Origin of the sequence: Streptomyces sp. MH60 (genome assembly GCF_002939385.1) — a bacterium.
In the GTDB taxonomy this organism is placed as follows: domain Bacteria; phylum Actinomycetota; class Actinomycetes; order Streptomycetales; family Streptomycetaceae; genus Streptomyces.
Map to the genome: position 1 here is coordinate 1 of NZ_MULI01000070.1, position 16,903 is coordinate 16,903.

A 16,903-nucleotide genomic window follows, 5' to 3' on the forward strand; every position below is an offset into this window, starting at 1 on the left:
CCCGGCGCCGGGCGGCCTGCGCGGCACGCTGCGGCTCGTGCGAGCCGGTCAGCTCGGCCAGCTCGTCGGCGTTCGGCTTGATCAGGTCGGGGCGGGCGGCGAGCCCCCGCCGCAGCGGCTCCCCGCTGGTGTCGAGCAGCACCGGCACACCCGCGGTGCGCGCGGCCCGCACCAGTCCGGCATACGCGCCCACCGGGACGCCCGGCGGCAGGCTGCCGCACAGGGCCACCGCGGCGGCGCCGGTCAGCAGGTCCTCGTACGCCTCCTGGAAGGCGTTCCACTCGGCGGGCGCGACGGCCGGGCCCGGCTCGTTGAGCTGGGTGGTGTCGCCGCTGCGCTCGTCGACGACGGCGATGGTGCGCCGTGTCGCCCCCGCGACCGGCACGAGCGCGTCGGTCACCCCGGGCACGCCGGTCAGCCCCTCGCGCACGACGGACCCGGTGGTGCCGCCCGCGAAGCCGGTGACCGTCACCTCGTGCCCGAGGGCCGCCAGCACCCGGGCCACGTTCAGCCCCTTGCCGCCGGGCCGCTCGGTCACGTCGGTCACCCGGTGGGAGGCGTGCGGCCTGAGGCCCTGGACGCGGTAGGTGATGTCGAGCGCGGTGTTGAGAGTGACGGTGAGGATCACCGTGCCGACCTCCCCCGATCGTGTGCGGCTGGCTGTGCCCGCGGAGCCGTGCTCCACGACACGATCATGCCAAAAGGCGGGCGGTCGGCCCAGCCCCCGGAGCGGCCGTCACCGGTCGGCCCGGAGCGGACCGGGGGACGGATCAGCCCAGTTGGGGATCGACCACCCAGGCGCCCTTGCGCATCACGCCCACCAGGTCGAAGGCGTCGTCCAGGACCACCAGGTCGGCGTCCTTGCCGGGCTCCAGGGAGCCGATCCGGTCGGCCAGGCCGAGCAGCCGCGCCGGGTTGGCGGAGATCGCGGCGACGACGTCCCCGACGGGCAGCCGGTCCACCGTCACCGCCCGCTTGAAGGCGCGGTCCAGGGTGAGCGTGGAGCCCGCGATCGAGCCGCCCTCCACCAGCCGGGCCACGCCGTCCGCGACCTCGACCTCCAGCGGGCCGAGCAGATAGCGGCCGTCGCCGAAGCCCGCCGCGTCCATCGCGTCGGTGATGAAGGCGACCCGGGCGGCACCGGCGTGGTGGAAGGCCAGCTGGAGCGCGGCCGGGTGCAGGTGCGTGCCGTCGTTGATCAGCTCGACGGTGATCCGCTCGTCCTCCAGCAGCGCCGTGATCGGCCCCGGGGCGCGGTGGCCGACCGGGGGCATCGCGTTGAACAGGTGCGTGGCGACGCTGGCGCCCGCGTCGATGGCCTGCACGGTCTGCTCGTACGTGGCGTCGGTGTGCCCGACGGCCGCGATCACGCCGTGCTCGACGAGCAGCCGTACGGAGTCCAGGCCGCCCGGCAGCTCGGTCGCCAGCGTCATCATCTTCGCGTGGCCGTGCGCCGCGTCGACCAGCTTGCGCACCTCGGCCGGGTCCGGGTCGCGCAGCAGCTGCTCGTCGTGCGCGCCCTTGCGGCACGGGGAGATGAACGGCCCCTCGAAGTGGATGCCAACGATGTCGCCCTGCTGGGCCAGTTCGGCCAGCATCCCGGCGTGCCGGGCGAGGAAGTCCAGGTCACCGGTGACGGCGGAGGCGACCACCGTGGTGGTGCCGTGCCTGCGGTGCGTCTCGACGCCGCCCAGGATCTCCTCGGCGGTGCCGCCGGCGAAGGAGGCCCCGCCGCCGCCGTGGTTGTGGATGTCGACGAAGCCGGGGACCACCCAGTGGCCCGACACGTCGACGACTTCGGCCTGCGGGGGAGCCGTGTCCGCGATCCGCGTGCCGTCGACGATCACGCGGCCGTCGTCCACGGTCCCGGTGGGCAGTACCACCCGGGCACCGGCGAGAACCTTGCTTGGGGCCATCAGGTGGTTACCTCCGGGGGAGTCGCGGCCGTGGCGGCCGGGGAAGCTGTAGGGGCCGGGGAAGCGGTAGCGGTCGGAGCGGCGGTGCCGAGCAGGTCCCAGGCCATCAGCCCGGCACCCAGGCAGCCGGCGGTGTCCCCGAGTGCGGCGGGGACGATCTCCGGCAGTCTCTGGAAGGTGACGCGCCGCCGGACGGCGTCCCGCAGCGGTGTGAACAAGGTTTCCCCCGCCTCGGCGAGGCCGCCACCGATGATCAGGACGCGTGGGTCCAGCAGGGTGAGCGCGGTGACCAGCCCGTCGGCGAGCGCGTCCACGGCGTCCCGCCACACGGCGAGCGCGCGGGCGTCCCCGGACTCGACGGCCTTGGCGCAGTCGGCGGCGTCCGCCGCCGGGTCGCCCGAGGCCTCGGCCCACGCCTGGCTGACCGCCGACGCGGACGCGAACCGCTCCAGGCAGCCGCGCTGGCCGCACGGACAGGGGATGCCGCCGGGGCGCACGACGACGTGGCCGATCTCGCCCGCGAAGCCGTGGGCGCCCGCCTCGACCCGGCCGTCGATGCCGATGGCGCCCGCGATGCCGGTGCCCAGCGGCACGAACAGGAACCGGTCGGCGCCCTGACCGGCACCGATCCGGCCCTCGGCGAGCCCGCCGGTGCGCACGTCGTGGCCGAGGGCGACCGGGATGCCGCCGAGCCGCTCGCCGAGCAGCGTCCGCAGCGGTACGTCGCGCCAGCCGAGGTTGGCCGCGTACACGGCGACGCCCTGCTCGGCGTCGACGATGCCGGGGACGGCGACACCGGCGGCGCGGGCCGGCTCGCCGAACCGGTCGGCACCGTAGGCCCGCAGCTCGGCGGCGAAGTCCAGGATGCCCGCGACGACCGCCTCGGGTCCCCGCTCGCGGCCGGTGGCCCGGCGCGCCTGGTGCAGCAGTTCGCCCCCAGGCCCCGCCAGGGCGGCCTTCATCCCGGTGCCGCCCACATCGAGGGCGATGACATGTCTCACGGGGACAGTGTGGCCCGTACACCCGGGAGAGGTCTAGTCCACTGCGGTGGTGTAGACCTTAATTCGGTAAGCGAACGCGCGAACGAGCAGTCAGGGTTGGGGAACAGGGTGCAGCGGCGTAGGACAGGAACGATCGCGGTGGTGTCCGCACTGGGCATGACGGCGGTCCTCGGCGGCTGCGGTCTCACCGGCGACTCCGACGGGGTGACCCTGAAGCTCGTCGCCGCCGACTACGGCGACAGCAGGGACAACAGCTCCCAGAAGTACTGGGACGAGCTGGTCGAGTCCTACGAGGCCAAGAACCCCGACGTGCGGGTGGACGTCACCGTCTACTCCTGGAACGACGTCGACCGCAAGGTCCGCGAGCTGGTCGAGGCGGGCAAGGCGCCCGACATGGCACAGATCGGCGCCTACTCCGACTACGCGGACAAGGACCTGCTCTACCGCGCCGACGACGTGCTCTCCATCCCGGTCCAGGCCGACTTCGTCTCCCAGCTGGCCGGCGCGGGCCAGGTCAACGGCGTGCAGTACGGCCTGCCCTTCGCGGCCTCCACCCGGGTGCTCTTCTACAACAAGACCCTCTTCGACAAGGCCGGGGTCCAGCCGCCCAAGTCCTGGGACGACCTCGCCGAGGCCGCCGAGGCGCTCAAGGAGAAGGGCGTGAAGTACCCGTACGCCCTGCCGCTGGGCGCCGAGGAGGCGCAGGCCGAGACGATGCAGTGGATGCTCAGCGGCGGGGGCGGCTACACCGACGACGTCGGCACCTACTCCGTCGACTCCCCGCAGAACGTCACCACCTTCACCTGGCTGCGGGACGAACTGGTCGCCAAGGGCCTCACCGGCCCGGTCGCCCCCGGCAAGCTCGACCGCGCCGACGCCTTCGCCGCGTTCGCCAAGGGCGACGTGGGCATGCTCAACGGCCACCCCTCGCTGATGAAGATGGCGTCCGACCAGGGCGTGAAGTACGGCATGGTGACCACCCCGGGCATCGACGGCGAGAGCCAGAACACCCTCGGCGTCTCCGACTGGATGACGGCCTTCAAGAAGAACGGCCACCAGAAGGAGGTCGGCGACTTCCTCGACTTCGTCTACAGCGAGGAGAACGTCCTCGACTTCTCCCGCGAATACGACCTGCTGCCGGTCACCACCTCGGCCTCCCGGACCATGAGCGCCGCGGCCGAGGACGAGAACCTCAAGCCGTTCCTGGACGAGCTGCTGCTCTCCGAGCTGTACCCGGTCGGCAAGACCTCCTGGGCCTCGGTCAGCGCGGACGTCAAGAAGCACATCGGCGAGGCGGTGGTCCCCGGCCGCAGCCCCAAGGAGGTCCTCGGCGAGATCCAGGCGACGGCGATGCGGGCGGGCAGCGCGGAGTAGCGGCCGCGTTGTCGGTGGCGGGCGCTACGGTGCCGTACATGGACCCGGGAGAGCTGGCCGAGCGGGAGCGGAGCATCCTCGCACTGGAACGCCGTGGCTTCGCCGGCCCCGGCGCCAAGGAGCGCGCCATCCGCGAGGAGCTGGGCCTGGCCCCCGTCCGCTACTACCAGCTCCTCAACGCCCTCCTCGACGACCCCCGGGCCCTGGCCGCCGACCCGGTGACGGTCAACCGCCTGCGCCGAGTACGCGAGTCCCGCCGCACGGAACGCTGAGACCGCCCCGCCGGGGCGGGCTTCCGCGCCGGACGAGCCGCCCGCCGGTTCCGGCGGAACGCCGGTGGTGGGCGGGTCCGAGGGCTCTGGACCGGGAGGGCCGTCCCGGGCTACGGACTCGGTGGCGCGAGCGCGTCGGCGCCCGGGTGCCGTGGCGCGGTTCGTGGGCGAGGAGTGCCTCCGGCCCCGGCGGGATAGGTTCGCGGTATGGGCAGCCACCTGGACTCCACCCGAGACGACTCCCCACCCCCCCTGCCGACGCCCGCGACGGCGGCCGGACGCGAGGGGCTCGACGCGATCCTCGCGCATCCCGGCCGCGCGGTGGTCGCGCTCGACTTCGACGGCACGCTCGCCCCGATCGTGCCCGACCCCGACCGGGCCCGCGCCCACCCCGAGGCCGTACCGGCGCTCGCGGCCCTGGCCCCGAAGGTCGCCTCGATCGCCGTGATCACCGGCCGCCCGGCCGAGGTCGCCGTGCACCACGGCGGCTTCGCGGACGTCCCCGGCCTCGACCGCCTCGTCGTCCTCGGCCACTACGGCGCCGAGCGCTGGGACGCCGCCACCGGCACCCTCACCACGCCCGAACCGCACCCCGGCGTCGCCGCCGTCCGGCGCGAGCTGCCCGAGCTGCTGGAGCGGTCCGGGGCGGCGGAGGGCACCTGGACGGAGGACAAGGGGCACGCGGTCGCCGTCCACACCCGCCGCGCCCCCGACCCGCAGGCCGCCTTCGACGCCCTGCGCGCCCCCCTCACCGACCTCGCCGCCCGGCACGGCCTGATCGTCGAACCCGGCCGCATGGTCCTGGAGCTGCGCCCGCCCGGCATGGACAAGGGCGCGGCCCTGCGGTCGTACGTCCACTCCCTCGACGCCGCCTCCGTCCTCTTCGCCGGAGACGACCTCGGCGACCTCCCGGCCTACGCGGCCGTCGACACCCTCCGCGCCGAGGGCACCCCGGGCCTCCTGGTGTGCAGCGGCAGCGACGAGGTGACGGAACTGCGTCGGCGCGCGGACGTCGAGGTGGACGGCCCGGCCGGAGTGGTGGCCCTGCTGGCGGCCCTCGCACACCGGCTGGCCTGAGACAACGTCACGGCCGGTTCCCCCGTGTGTCACAGGCGTGTCCTGACGCCGCGAGCGGGGGAACCCGATCTTCCGTCCGCACGGTCTTGGGGGGCGTAAAGCCTGTTCAGGGGCCCAGAACCGTGGAGGAACACCTCATGTCCGCTCGGAAGACGCCGATGCTCGCCCTCGCCGCCCTGGCCCTCGGCCTGACCCTGACCGCCTGCGGCAACGGGGGCAGCGGCGGCAACGGCGGTACCAGCGACGCCGCCGCCACCGCGACGAGCACCGCGCAGTCCACCACCACCGCCAACCCCACCACCGGCGGCACGTCCTCGGACACCTCCCAGGGCACACAGGCGGGCCAGGGGAAGGACGGGAAGTGCACGGACCAGCTGGACTACGCGGGTGACCCGCGGTCGAACGCCGAGATCAACTCGATCGGCGCGGACACCGGCACCTGCCCCGCGCCCCGGCCGGGCGGCGGCGCCTCGTCCGGTACCCCGAACGAGGACGGGGTGAAGTGCACCGACCAGGTGAACTACGCCGGTGACCCGCGGTCGAACGCCGAGATCAACTCCATCGGCGCGGACACCGGCACCTGCCCGCCGGTCCAGTCGGGCGGCACGCGGTCCGGCACCCCGAAGGAGGACGGGGTGAAGTGCACCGACCAGGTGAACTACGCCGGTGACCCGCGGTCGAACGCCGAGATCAACTCCATCGGCGAGGAGACCGGCACCTGCCCGCCGGTCCAGGACAAGTAGCCCCCGCTCAGCCCCGCAGCGCGTCCAACTGCTCCAGGAACCACCGCGCCGGGGGCAGCGCGGTGCCGGCGGCCGCGAGCCGCTTCGACCGCTCGGCCCGTTCCCCGGCGGGCAGGGAGAGCGCCTCGTGCAAGGCGTCCGCCGTCCCGACGACGTCGTACGGGTTCACCACCACCGCGTCCTCGCCCAGCTCCTCGTACGCTCCGGCCTCCCGCGACAGCACCAGCGCGCACCCCGTGTCGGAGACGACCGGCACCTCCTTCGCGACCAGGTTCATCCCGTCCCGGACGGGGTTGACGAGCGCCACGTCGGCGAGCCGGTACGCCGCCAGCGACCGTGCGAAGTCGTCCTTCAGGTTCAGCACCACCGGCGTCCACCCCGGCGTGCCGAACTCCTCGTTCACCGCCTGAGCGACCCGCCGCACCTCGGCCGTGTAGTCCCGGTACACGGCGAGGTCCTGCCGCGAGGGGTAGGCGAACGCGACGTGCACGACCCGCTCGCGCCACTCGGGCCGGCCCGCCAGCAGTTCCCGGTAGGCCAGCAGCCCCCGCACGATGTTCTTGGACAGCTCGGTCCGGTCCACCCGCACGATCGTGCGGCGGCCCTCCCCGATCTCCTCGCGCAGGTCCGCCATCCGTTCCTCGACGTCGGCCTCGTGCGACCGCGCGCGCAGGAAGTCCCCGTCGGCGCCCAGCCCGTGCACGCCGATCTCCGTGCCGCCGAGCCCGCCCACCACGGCCTCGCAGCACGCGGTGAACGCGTCGGCCCAGCGCCGGGTGAGGAACCCGAGCCGGTCGGCGCCCAGCATCCCGCGCAGCACCTGCTCGGCGATGTCGTCGGGCAGCAGCCGGAAGTAGTCGACCGGGGCCCAGGGAGTGTGCGAGAAGTGGCCGATCCTGAGGTCGGGACGCAGCTCGCGCAGCATCCCCGGCACCAGTGTCAGGTGGTAGTCCTGCACGATCGCGACCGCGCCCTCGGCCGCCTCCTCGGCCAGCGCCTCGGCGAAGGCCCGGTTGTACGCCTCGTAGGAGGCCCACTGCCGCCGGAACTCCGCGTCGAAGACCGGCTCCAGCGGTGTCTGGTACAGCATGTGGTGCACGAACCACAGCACCGAGTTGGCGATCCCGTTGTACGCGTCCGCGTGCACGTCGGCCGGCACGTCCAGCATCCGTACGCCGTCCTCGCCGACCCCGCGCCGCACCGCCTCGCGGTCGCCGTCGCCCAGCGCCGAGCACACCCACAGCGCACCGGCGTCGGGCCCGATGGCCGACAGCCCCGAGACGAGCCCGCCACCGCCCCGTTTGGCGTGCAGCGACCCGTCCTCCCGCACCTCGTACGAGACGGGCCCCCGGTTGGAGGCGACCAGCACCTGAGCAGCACCGAACCTTGAAGCCATACGCCTCAACCTAGCCCGGCCCCTCCCGCCTCAAACGTCACCCCGTGCCACCCGGCGACGATTCGGTCACACCGCCGGCCGTCAGGCCACCCGCCGGGCCGCGTACTCCGCGATCTCCGTCATCGGGGGCCGTTCCTCGGTGTCCACGGCGTAGGTGTGCGGCTCGAAGCCGTCGACGCCGCGTTCGAACTGGGTGAGGGCCGGGCGGACCAGGTGGCCGCGGGCCAGCCGGAGCTGGGCGGTGCGGTAGATCGCGGCGGCCATCCGGCCCAGCGCCCGCCCGTCCTGGTGGCGGTGGACGCGGACCCCCACGTCGACCTGCGCGAGCGCGTCCAGGCCCACCAGGTGCAGAGCGTCGACCAGCATGCCCAGCTCGACGCCGTAGCCGACCGGGAAGGGGAGCCGTTCCAGCAGGGAGCGGCGGGCCGCGTACTCGCCGCCGAGCGGCTGGACGAAACCGGCCAGCTGCGGCCAGTGCATGTTGAGCAGCGGGCGGGCCATCAGCTCCGTGACCCGGCCGCCCTGGCCGGGGGCGGCACCGAGCGGCCGGTCGTACATGGCCTTGACGAGGTGCACGTCCGGGTCGGTGAGCAGCGGGCCCACGATCCCGGAGACGAAGTCGGCGGAGAACTCGCGCAGGTCCGCGTCGACGAAGCAGACGATGTCACCGCCGGTGACCAGCAGCGAGCGCCACAGCACCTCGCCCTTGCCCGGCACGGCGGGGATACGGGGGAGGATCGCGTCGCGGTGCACGACGCGCGCGCCGGCCGCCGCGGCCACCTCCGCCGTACGGTCGCTCGACCCGGAGTCCACGACCACGATCTCGTCGACGAGCGGGACCCGCTCCACCAGCTCCCGCCGGATCACCGAGACGATGTCGCCGACCGTGGCCTCCTCGTCCAGCGCGGGGAGCACCACGCTGACCGACTGCCCGGTGGCGTGCTTGGCGGACAGAAGGTGCTGGACGGGCCGGTCACCGGCCGACCAGGAGCGTGCGTCCAGCCAGCGCTCGACTTCTTCCAGCACGTCCCGGGGCTCCTTTGTGATCCATCTCGCGGTACGGACGACTATCTCAACCGTCCTGGCCGTCGGTTACAGTCTTGAACAACGCGTGGGACCACCGCATGCCGGGGTCGCCGCGCGTACCAGCGAAGAACAACTTCATACCGCTCATCCAGAGGGGCAGAGGGATACGGCCCGATGAAGCCCCGGCAACCCTCCAGCCGGCTCTTGTCACACAGACGTGGCGAGGCTCCCGGCTAGGGAAGGTGCCAAATCCGTCTCACGGCGAGATGCGTCGTGAGGAAGATGAGGAGAAAGGGCCTCGCCTCCATGGCTGTGCAGACTGCCGAATCCCCCACGAACTCCACGAGCCCCGCGGTCGACCTCGGCCCCGCCGCAGCCCTGAGCTGCCGGGAGTGCGGCCACCAGGTCCCGCTCGGACCGGTCTTCGCCTGCGAGGAGTGTTTCGGCCCCCTCGAGATCGCCTACGACTTCTCCGCCTACGACACCGAAGAGCTGCGGGGGCGGATCGAGGCGGGCCCCGCGAACATCTGGCGCTACGCCCCCCTGCTGCCCGTCCCGGCCGACGTCGCCACCAAGCCGAACATCAACCCGGGCTGGACCAAGCTCGTCAAGGCCGACAACCTCGCCCGCGAGCTGGGCGTCACCGGCGGGCTGTACGTCAAGGACGACTCCGGCAACCCGACGCACTCCTTCAAGGACCGCGTCGTCGCCCAGGCCATCGAGGCCGCCCGCGCCTTCGGCTTCACCACGCTCTCCTGCTCCTCCACCGGCAACCTCGCCGGTGCCGTCGGCGCCGCCGCCGCGCGGGCCGGTTTCCGCTCCTGCGTGTTCATCCCGCACGACCTGGAGCAGGGCAAGGTCGTCATGGCCGCCGTCTACGGCGGTGAGCTGGTCGGCATCGAGGGCAACTACGACGACGTGAACCGCTTCTGCTCCGAGCTGATCGGCGACCCGGCCGGCGAGGGCTGGGGCTTCGTCAACGTCAACCTGCGGCCGTACTACGCCGAGGGTTCCAAGACCCTCGCGTACGAGATCTGCGAGCAGCTCGGCTGGCGGCTGCCCGACCAGATCGTGGTGCCGATCGCGTCCGGCTCCCAGCTGACGAAGATCGACAAGGGGCTGAAGGAGCTGATCGGGCTCGGCCTGGTCGAGGACAGGCCGTACAAGATCTTCGGCGCGCAGGCCGAGGGCTGCTCGCCGGTCTCCGCCGCGTACAAGGCCGGGCACGACGTGGTCCGCCCGCAGAAGCCGAACACCATCGCCAAGTCGCTGGCCATCGGGAACCCGGCCGACGGCCCCTACGTCCTCGACATCGCCCGCCGCACCGGCGGCGCCGTGGAGGACGTGACCGACGAGCAGGTCGTGGACGCCATCAAGCTGCTCGCCCGTACCGAGGGCATCTTCGCGGAGACCGCGGGCGGTGTGACGGTCGGCGTGACGAAGAAGCTGATCGAGGACGGCCTCCTGGACCCGTCGCTCACCACGGTCGTCCTGAACACCGGCGACGGCCTGAAGACCCTCGACGCGGTGGCCGGCACCGGCGTCACCGCCACGATCCGTCCCAACCTGGACTCCTTCCGAGAGGCTGGCCTCGCATGAGCGTGACCGTTCGTATCCCGACCATCCTGCGTACCTACACCGGCGGCAAGGCCGAGGTGAGTGCCGACGGCGCCAACCTCGGGGAGATCATCTCCGACCTGGAGAAGAACCACACCGGCATCGCCGCCCGCGTGCTGGACGACCAGGGCAAGCTGCGCCGCTTCGTCAACGTCTACGTCAACGACGACGACGTCCGTTTCGAGCAGGGCCTGGAGACCGCGACGCCGGACGGCGCGGGCGTCTCGATCATCCCGGCGGTCGCCGGCGGCTGAAGCGGACGCAGATACACCTTGTAGTGCGTATTGCCCTCTCCGTAAGAGAAACGGAGGGGGCAATTCCATGTGATTGAGCGCGGTAGAGTTGGGGAACGCGCTCCCGATCAGCACAACGGGAACCGTTAATTCCTGCCGCCCGCCCGACAAGAAGCAGCCAAAGTGCGAGCGTATTCTGCGGCTTTTGTTCCCTTTGCGTGACCCGACTTGACCCGAATTCAGGCGAATTCTCGCCACATTCCGGACCGGGCGCGTCCAGATTTCTCGTCCGATTGACCTGTTGCAGACGGCAGTTGGACAGATACATTCAGCCGCGGTCGACGCGTTCCGGCGCACGCCCCCAGTCGTGAGGGGGCGAGGTCTGACCCGGGTTCGCGAAGTGCGGATCTGTGCAAGGGCCAGTAATAGGGGAGTTAGGCATGGCTCAGGGCACCGTCAAGTGGTTCAACGCGGAGAAGGGGTACGGCTTCATCGCGGTCGACGGTGGTGCGGATGTTTTCGTCCACTACAGCGCGATTCAGATGGACGGCTACCGCACCCTCGAAGAAGGCCAGCGGGTCGAGTTCGAGATCTCGCAGGGTCAGAAGGGCCCGCAGGCCGACATGGTTCGCCTCAGCGCCTGAGACGCGCGGCCACCGCAGCACCCGGTCTTCATCCGAAGGGCCCGTACCCACTGGGTACGGGCCCTTCGGCCTGCCCGGACGCCCGCCGGACCCGTGTTCGCGGGTGGCTGACGGCCGCGCCCGATCCCCGAGAGGCGCTTGCACTCGACCATGCCGAGTGCTAATCATTGGCGTTAGCACTCTGAAGGTGAGAGTGACAACGAAGGACCGGGTCGGTGAGGCCCGCAGGCCGGGTGGGGAAGGAACCACACGGCAGGCGAGCCGTCCGTCGCGGGCGCGGGCGCGGTCCGAAGGAATCACCCCCAGTCCTGGAGGGACCACTTCACATGGCCAAGATCATCGCGTTCGACGAGGAGGCACGGCGCGGCCTCGAGCGCGGCATGAACCAGCTCGCGGACGCCGTCAAGGTGACGCTCGGCCCCAAGGGCCGCAACGTCGTCCTCGAGAAGAAGTGGGGCGCCCCCACGATCACCAACGATGGTGTCTCCATCGCCAAGGAGATCGAGCTCGAGGACCCGTACGAGAAGATCGGCGCCGAGCTGGTCAAGGAAGTCGCCAAGAAGACGGACGACGTCGCCGGTGACGGTACGACCACCGCGACCGTTCTCGCCCAGGCCCTGGTCAAGGAAGGCCTGCGCAACGTCGCGGCCGGCGCCAACCCGATGGCCCTGAAGCGCGGCATCGAGAAGGCCGTCGAGGCCGTCTCCGCCGCGCTGCTGGAGCAGGCCAAGGACGTCGAGACCAAGGAGCAGATCGCTTCCACGGCCTCCATCTCCGCCGCCGACACCCAGATCGGCGAGCTGATCGCCGAGGCCATGGACAAGGTCGGCAAGGAAGGCGTCATCACCGTCGAGGAGTCCCAGACCTTCGGTCTGGAGCTGGAGCTCACCGAGGGTATGCGCTTCGACAAGGGCTACATCTCGGCGTACTTCGCCACCGACATGGAGCGTATGGAGGCGTCGCTCGACGACCCGTACATCCTGATCGCCAACTCCAAGATCGGCAACGTCAAGGACCTGCTGCCGCTCCTGGAGAAGGTCATGCAGTCGGGCAAGCCGCTGCTGATCATCGCCGAGGACGTCGAGGGCGAGGCCCTGTCGACCCTGGTCGTCAACAAGATCCGCGGCACCTTCAAGTCCGTCGCCGTCAAGGCCCCGGGCTTCGGCGACCGCCGCAAGGCCATGCTCGGCGACATCGCCATCCTCACGGGCGGCGAGGTCATCTCCGAGGAGGTCGGCCTCAAGCTCGAGAACGCCACGCTGGACCTGCTGGGCAGCGCGCGCAAGGTCGTCATCACCAAGGACGAGACCACGATCGTGGACGGCGCCGGCTCGGCCGACCAGGTCCAGGGCCGCGTCAACCAGATCCGCGCCGAGATCGAGAACAGCGACTCGGACTACGACCGCGAGAAGCTCCAGGAGCGCCTGGCGAAGCTGGCCGGCGGCGTGGCCGTCATCAAGGCCGGTGCCGCCACCGAGGTCGAGCTCAAGGAGCGCAAGCACCGCATCGAGGACGCCGTTCGCAACGCGAAGGCGGCCGTCGAGGAGGGCATCGTCGCCGGTGGTGGCGTGGCCCTGCTCCAGGCCTCCCAGGTCTTCGAGAAGCTCGAGCTGACGGGTGACGAGGCGACCGGCGCCAACGCCGTGAAGCTCGCCCTGGAGGCCCCGCTCAAGCAGATCGCCGTCAACGGTGGTCTCGAGGGCGGCGTCGTCGTGGAGAAGGTCCGCAACCTGACCGTCGGCCACGGCCTGAACGCCGCGACCGGTGAGTACGTCGACATGATCGCCGAGGGCATCATCGACCCGGCGAAGGTGACCCGCTCTGCCCTGCAGAACGCCGCCTCCATCGCCGCGCTGTTCCTCACCACCGAGGCCGTCATCGCCGACAAGCCCGAGAAGGCCGCTGCGGGCGGTGCCCCGGGTGGCATGCCGGGCGGTGACATGGACTTCTGATCGACCGGTTCCGGTTGATCGACCGTCCAGCACGGACCGAGGGCGGCACTCCCCGAGAGGGGGGTGCCGCCCTCGGGCGTGTCCGGCCTCCCGCACTCACCCTCGCCCCTTCCGCTATGGCCCGGGTCACATCGGGACGCCGGGCGGAATGGTCCGGCGGGGTGGGTCGGTTCCCGTTGGAGTGCGATGCATGCGCGCGCACATACTGACCGGTACCCACCTCAGGAGCCCCCACGTGACCGTCACCCCCGCCGAGGCCGCCACCCGCGCCGCTCAGCTCCTCGCCCGCCCGGCCACGATCAACGGCCTCACCGTGCCCAACCGCATCGCGATGGCGCCGATGACCCGGATGTTCTCCCCGGGCGGCGTCCCCGGCGAGGACGTCATCTCGTACTACTCCCGCCGCGCCGCCGCCGGAGTCGGACTGATCGTCACCGAGGGCACCTACGTCGGCCACGACTCGGCCGGCCAGAGCGACCGCGTCCCGCGCTTCCACGGCGAGGAGCAGCTCGCCGGATGGGCGAAGGTCGCCGAGGCGGTGCACGCGGCGGGCGGCACGATCGTGCCGCAGCTGTGGCACATCGGCATGGTCCGCAAGGCGGGGGAGCAGCCCTTCCCGGAGGCCCCCGCCGTCGGCCCGTCGGGCCTGCGCATCGGCGAGGACGAGCCCACCGGCACCGCGATGACCCAGCGCGACCTGGACGACGTCATCGGCGCCTTCGCCGAGTCCGCCGCGGCCGCCGAGCGCATCGGCTTCGACGGCGTGGAGATCCACGGCGCCCACGGCTACCTCGTCGACCAGTTCCTGTGGTCCGGCACCAACCGCCGCACCGACGCCTACGGCGGCGACCCGGTGGCCCGGACCAGGTTCGCCGCCGAGATCGTGGCCGCCGTACGGGAGACCGTCTCCGCCGACTTCCCCGTGATCTTCCGCTACTCCCAGTGGAAGCAGGACGCCTACGACGCCCGCCTCGCCGAGACCCCGGAGGAGCTGGAGGCCATCCTCGCCCCGCTCGCCTCGGCCGGTGTCGACGCCTTCCACGCCTCCACCCGCCGCTACTGGCTGCCCGAGTTCGAGGACTCGGACCTCAACCTGGCCGGCTGGACCAAGAAGCTCACCGGCAAGACCGCCATCACCGTCGGTTCGGTCGGCCTCGACGGCGACTTCACCAAGTCCTTCCAGGGCCAGGGCGCCCCGATCGGCAGCCTCGACAACCTCCTCGACCGCATGGAGCGCGACGAGTTCGACCTCGTCGCCGTCGGCCGCGCGCTGCTCCAGGACCCGCAGTGGGCCGAGAAGGTCCTCACCGGCCGCTTCGACGCGCTCGCCCCGTACGACGCGGCGGCGATCAAGACCCTGAGCTGACCGGACCCTCGTCCGGGCGCGGTGCGCACCGCGGCGTAGGGTCCGTGGGATGACGATCCCTGGACCTGCCGAGTCAGTGGAACCCGTGGTGCGCACCGCCTGTGGCGCGGTGCGCGGCCGGACGGAGAACGGGCTGGCCGTCTTCCGCGGCATCCCCTTCGCCCAACCCCCGGTGGGCGACGCCCGGTTCGCCGCCCCGCGCCGCCCCCGCCCCTGGGACGGCACCCGCGACGCGTCCGCCTTCGGCCCGCCGCCCCCGCAGGACCTCGGCGCCGCGGGCACCGCCGGCCCTCCGGACGTCCCCGGGGGCGACGACTGGCTGACGGTCAACGTCTGGACGCCCGCCCCCGACCCGGCCGCCCACCGCCCGGTCATGGTCTGGATCTACGGCGGCGCCTACAAACTCGGCCACTCCGGCAACCCCGCCTACGACGCCCGCCGTATCGCCGCCGAAGGGGACCTCGTCGTCGTCACCCTCAACTACCGCGTCGGCATGGAGGGTTTCGCCCACATCGAGGACGCCCCCGCCAACCGGGGCCTGCTCGACCAGGTGGCCGCGCTGGTCTGGGTGCAGGAGAACATCGCCGCGTTCGGCGGCGACCCCGACCAGGTCACGATCTTCGGCGAGTCGGCCGGGGCCGGTTCCGTGGCGTCCCTGCTGGCGATGCCCCGCGCGGCCGGACTCTTCCGGCGGGCCGTCGCCCAGAGCGTGCCGGGTACGTTCTTCTCCGCCGAGCTCGCCGCCGACATAGGTACCGCCCTGGCCGCCGAGGTGGGTCTGAGCCCGACCGTCGCCGACCTCTCGGGCGTCGCCCCGGACCAGCTCGTCAAGGCGGGCCAGGCCCTCGCCCCCAAAATGCCGGGCAAGGTCGCCCGCTGGGGCCAGGCGGCGCCCACGGTCACCCCGTACGCGCCCGTCGTGGACGGCGAGTTCCTGCCGGCCACGCCGTGGCAGGCGCTGGCATCCGGCGCGGCCCGCGGCATCGAGCTGATGACCGGTCACAACCGTGACGAGAACCGCCTGTTCACGATGATGGCGGGCAAGCTGGGCGAGATCGGCGAGGACCGCGCGAGCGCCGCCCTGCGCCTGTACGCCCCGGGCGGCGAGGCCGCCTACCGCGCGGCGTTCCCGGACGCGTCCGCGAACGACCTCTACGAACACGTCCAGACCGACTGGCTGTTCGCCATGCCGTCCCTCCACCTGGCCGAGGCCCAGCTCGCGGGCGGCGGCCGGGCCCACGTCTACGAACTCACCTGGCCCGCCCCGGCCTTCGGCGGCGCACTGGGCGCCTGTCACGCCCTGGACGTCCCGCTCCTCTTCGGCACCTTCCAGGCGGACCTGGCGCAGCTCCAGTTCGGCGGCGAGGAGCCGTCCGAGGAGGCACTGGCCCTGTCGTCCGGCTTCCGCGCCTCCTGGACGGCGTTCGCCCGCTCCGGCGACCCGGGCTGGCCCGCGTACGACGCGCAGCGGCGCCTCGTGCGGGTGTTCGACGCGGAGCCGACCGTCGCGCCCTACCCGGAGGAGACGTCCCGGCGCCTGTGGGAGGACCACGCGTTCACGGCGCTGCCGCTGGCGGCTCCGGAGGCGTGAGTCCGGGTCGCGGAGCGGCTGGCGTCGGTGGTGCGGGGTGAGCGGCCGGCCGTCGGCACGCATGCCGTGGACGCGCGGGACGGGCGGGTGGGGGAGGTGATGGGACACGTCGGCGCCCCTGAGGGCGTGGCCGTCCGAGTGGTTCAATGGCCGCATGGGGGAGGACCATGTGTCTCTGGGACCACTGGAACTGACCGACGGGCGCTGGCGAGTCGGGGACGCCACACGGCCGGACACCCACTGGGTGGAGCTTCGCCCGGAAGGGCTCCACCAGCACGAGCCGGACACCGAAGGGCGCTTGGTCCCCTGGTCGAGGATCATGAACGGCGTCAGGATCACCTGGGGCAAGCACCCCTGGAACACGAACGACAGGGGCCGGTACACGCTGAGGGGCATGGTCGCCACGCGTGACGGCGGCTGGCTGCACATGACACTGCGCCACCCCTACGAGGACCACCAACTGCGCTTCGACCAGCACCCGCGCCCGTACCGGGCGGTTGACGCGCTCCGCCTCGAGGCCCTGCTGCGGCAGCTCACCGATGAGGGAAGACTCCAGCTCCTCGGCGACCCGGAATGGGTGGGTCGTGCCGCGGCGCACCTGGCCGGCGGGGAGAACCGCCGGATCACCAGCCGTTCGCTGCGGCAAGCGGTGGGGGAGGCCCTGGCGGCGGCCGGCCCCGCCAGCCCCTGACGGA

At 72.2% G+C, this 16,903-nt stretch carries 16 protein-coding genes and 1 riboswitch; of the genes, 11 read left to right on the forward strand and 5 right to left on the reverse strand.

Annotated elements, in window-relative coordinates:
• From BZZ08_RS30320 to BZZ08_RS30330, 3 genes are all read right to left on the reverse strand, one after another.
• On the reverse strand, nt 1-628 hold a 628-nt coding region (locus tag BZZ08_RS30320; RefSeq protein ID WP_104635411.1), incomplete at its 3' end, for a 1-phosphofructokinase family hexose kinase.
• Between the two features lie 142 nt (nt 629-770).
• Complete coding sequence (gene nagA, locus BZZ08_RS30325; RefSeq protein ID WP_104635412.1) at nt 771-1,916, reverse strand: N-acetylglucosamine-6-phosphate deacetylase; 1,146 nt, start codon at nt 1,914-1,916, stop codon at nt 771-773.
• Nucleotides 1,916-2,878 carry an ROK family protein gene (locus tag BZZ08_RS30330; RefSeq protein ID WP_241965607.1) on the reverse strand — a complete coding sequence of 321 codons (963 nt, stop codon included), beginning with the start codon at nt 2,876-2,878 and terminating at the stop codon, nt 1,916-1,918. The genes nagA and BZZ08_RS30330 overlap by 1 nt, the downstream gene beginning before the upstream one ends.
• Nucleotides 2,879-3,025: 147 nt before the next feature.
• Here BZZ08_RS30330 and BZZ08_RS30335 point away from each other — a divergent pair, with 147 nt between their 5' ends.
• The 4 genes from BZZ08_RS30335 (at nt 3,026) to BZZ08_RS30350 (ending at nt 6,383) form a co-directional block, all read left to right on the forward strand.
• A complete protein-coding gene (locus BZZ08_RS30335; RefSeq protein ID WP_104635414.1) occupies nt 3,026-4,291 on the forward strand; it encodes an extracellular solute-binding protein in 1,266 nt (421 codons plus the stop codon).
• 38 nt (nt 4,292-4,329) lie between these two features.
• Nucleotides 4,330-4,563: a DUF3263 domain-containing protein gene (locus BZZ08_RS30340; RefSeq protein WP_104635415.1), complete on the forward strand. Its 234-nt coding sequence runs from the start codon at nt 4,330-4,332 to the stop codon at nt 4,561-4,563.
• Nucleotides 4,564-4,770: 207 nt separating this feature from the next.
• Nucleotides 4,771-5,640, forward strand: a complete 870-nt coding sequence (gene otsB, locus BZZ08_RS30345; RefSeq protein WP_104635416.1) for a trehalose-phosphatase — start codon at nt 4,771-4,773, stop codon at nt 5,638-5,640.
• A 137-nt stretch (nt 5,641-5,777) separates the two neighbouring features.
• A complete protein-coding gene (locus BZZ08_RS30350) occupies nt 5,778-6,383 on the forward strand; it encodes a hypothetical protein (protein ID WP_241965604.1) in 606 nt (201 codons plus the stop codon).
• Between the two features lie 7 nt (nt 6,384-6,390).
• On the opposite strand, the gene BZZ08_RS30355 is transcribed toward BZZ08_RS30350, so the two are convergent.
• Together BZZ08_RS30355 and BZZ08_RS30360 are read right to left on the reverse strand one after the other, a co-directional pair.
• Entirely contained in the window at nt 6,391-7,779 is a 1,389-nt protein-coding gene (locus tag BZZ08_RS30355) for an alpha,alpha-trehalose-phosphate synthase (UDP-forming) (protein WP_104635417.1), read from the reverse strand.
• Nucleotides 7,780-7,860: 81 nt separating this feature from the next.
• Entirely contained in the window at nt 7,861-8,805 is a 945-nt protein-coding gene (locus BZZ08_RS30360; protein WP_104635418.1) for a glucosyl-3-phosphoglycerate synthase, read from the reverse strand.
• A 141-nt stretch (nt 8,806-8,946) separates the two neighbouring features.
• A riboswitch (SAM riboswitch) is annotated at nt 8,947-9,094 on the forward strand.
• 17 nt (nt 9,095-9,111) lie between these two features.
• Here BZZ08_RS30360 and thrC point away from each other — a divergent pair.
• The 7 genes from thrC to BZZ08_RS30395 all read left to right on the forward strand — a co-directional run bounded on the left by thrC (nt 9,112) and on the right by BZZ08_RS30395 (nt 16,899).
• Nucleotides 9,112-10,404 (forward strand): threonine synthase, encoded by a 1,293-nt coding sequence (thrC, locus tag BZZ08_RS30365; protein ID WP_198601779.1) that lies wholly within the window; start codon nt 9,112-9,114, stop codon nt 10,402-10,404.
• Nucleotides 10,401-10,676 (forward strand): MoaD/ThiS family protein, encoded by a 276-nt coding sequence (locus BZZ08_RS30370; protein ID WP_104635420.1) that lies wholly within the window; start codon nt 10,401-10,403, stop codon nt 10,674-10,676. Before thrC ends, BZZ08_RS30370 begins: the two co-directional genes overlap by 4 nt.
• Before the next feature lie 419 nt (nt 10,677-11,095).
• A complete protein-coding gene (locus tag BZZ08_RS30375) occupies nt 11,096-11,299 on the forward strand; it encodes a cold-shock protein (RefSeq protein ID WP_004929928.1) in 204 nt (67 codons plus the stop codon).
• A 326-nt stretch (nt 11,300-11,625) separates the two neighbouring features.
• A complete protein-coding gene (gene groL, locus BZZ08_RS30380) occupies nt 11,626-13,251 on the forward strand; it encodes a chaperonin GroEL (RefSeq protein WP_104635421.1) in 1,626 nt (541 codons plus the stop codon).
• 235 nt (nt 13,252-13,486) lie between these two features.
• A complete protein-coding gene (locus tag BZZ08_RS30385) occupies nt 13,487-14,617 on the forward strand; it encodes an NADH:flavin oxidoreductase (protein ID WP_104635422.1) in 1,131 nt (376 codons plus the stop codon).
• A 49-nt stretch (nt 14,618-14,666) separates the two neighbouring features.
• The gene (locus BZZ08_RS30390) at nt 14,667-16,208 is read left to right on the forward strand and encodes a carboxylesterase/lipase family protein (protein ID WP_104635423.1); all 1,542 of its coding nucleotides are present in this window, start codon (nt 14,667-14,669) and stop codon (nt 16,206-16,208) included.
• Nucleotides 16,209-16,362: 154 nt separating this feature from the next.
• Nucleotides 16,363-16,899: a hypothetical protein gene (locus tag BZZ08_RS30395; RefSeq protein WP_104635424.1), complete on the forward strand. Its 537-nt coding sequence runs from the start codon at nt 16,363-16,365 to the stop codon at nt 16,897-16,899.
• The last annotated feature ends 4 nt before the right edge of the window (nt 16,900-16,903 follow it).

What these genes read in the sequence shown, in the direction of transcription:
- nagA (WP_104635412.1), bottom strand. Translation starts at nt 1,916, where the DNA reads ATGGCCCCAAGCAAGGTTCTCGCCGGTGCCCGGGTGGTACTGCCCACC.
- BZZ08_RS30330 (WP_241965607.1), bottom strand. Translation starts at nt 2,878, where the DNA reads ATGAAGGCCGCCCTGGCGGGGCCTGGGGGCGAACTGCTGCACCAGGCG.
- BZZ08_RS30340 (WP_104635415.1), top strand. Translation starts at nt 4,330, where the DNA reads ATGGACCCGGGAGAGCTGGCCGAGCGGGAGCGGAGCATCCTCGCACTG.
- otsB (WP_104635416.1), top strand. Translation starts at nt 4,771, where the DNA reads ATGGGCAGCCACCTGGACTCCACCCGAGACGACTCCCCACCCCCCCTG.
- BZZ08_RS30350 (WP_241965604.1), top strand. Translation starts at nt 5,778, where the DNA reads ATGTCCGCTCGGAAGACGCCGATGCTCGCCCTCGCCGCCCTGGCCCTC.
- BZZ08_RS30355 (WP_104635417.1), bottom strand. Translation starts at nt 7,779, where the DNA reads ATGGCTTCAAGGTTCGGTGCTGCTCAGGTGCTGGTCGCCTCCAACCGG.
- thrC (WP_198601779.1), top strand. Translation starts at nt 9,112, where the DNA reads ATGGCTGTGCAGACTGCCGAATCCCCCACGAACTCCACGAGCCCCGCG.
- BZZ08_RS30370 (WP_104635420.1), top strand. Translation starts at nt 10,401, where the DNA reads ATGAGCGTGACCGTTCGTATCCCGACCATCCTGCGTACCTACACCGGC.
- BZZ08_RS30375 (WP_004929928.1), top strand. Translation starts at nt 11,096, where the DNA reads ATGGCTCAGGGCACCGTCAAGTGGTTCAACGCGGAGAAGGGGTACGGC.
- groL (WP_104635421.1), top strand. Translation starts at nt 11,626, where the DNA reads ATGGCCAAGATCATCGCGTTCGACGAGGAGGCACGGCGCGGCCTCGAG.
- BZZ08_RS30390 (WP_104635423.1), top strand. Translation starts at nt 14,667, where the DNA reads ATGACGATCCCTGGACCTGCCGAGTCAGTGGAACCCGTGGTGCGCACC.
- BZZ08_RS30395 (WP_104635424.1), top strand. Translation starts at nt 16,363, where the DNA reads ATGGGGGAGGACCATGTGTCTCTGGGACCACTGGAACTGACCGACGGG.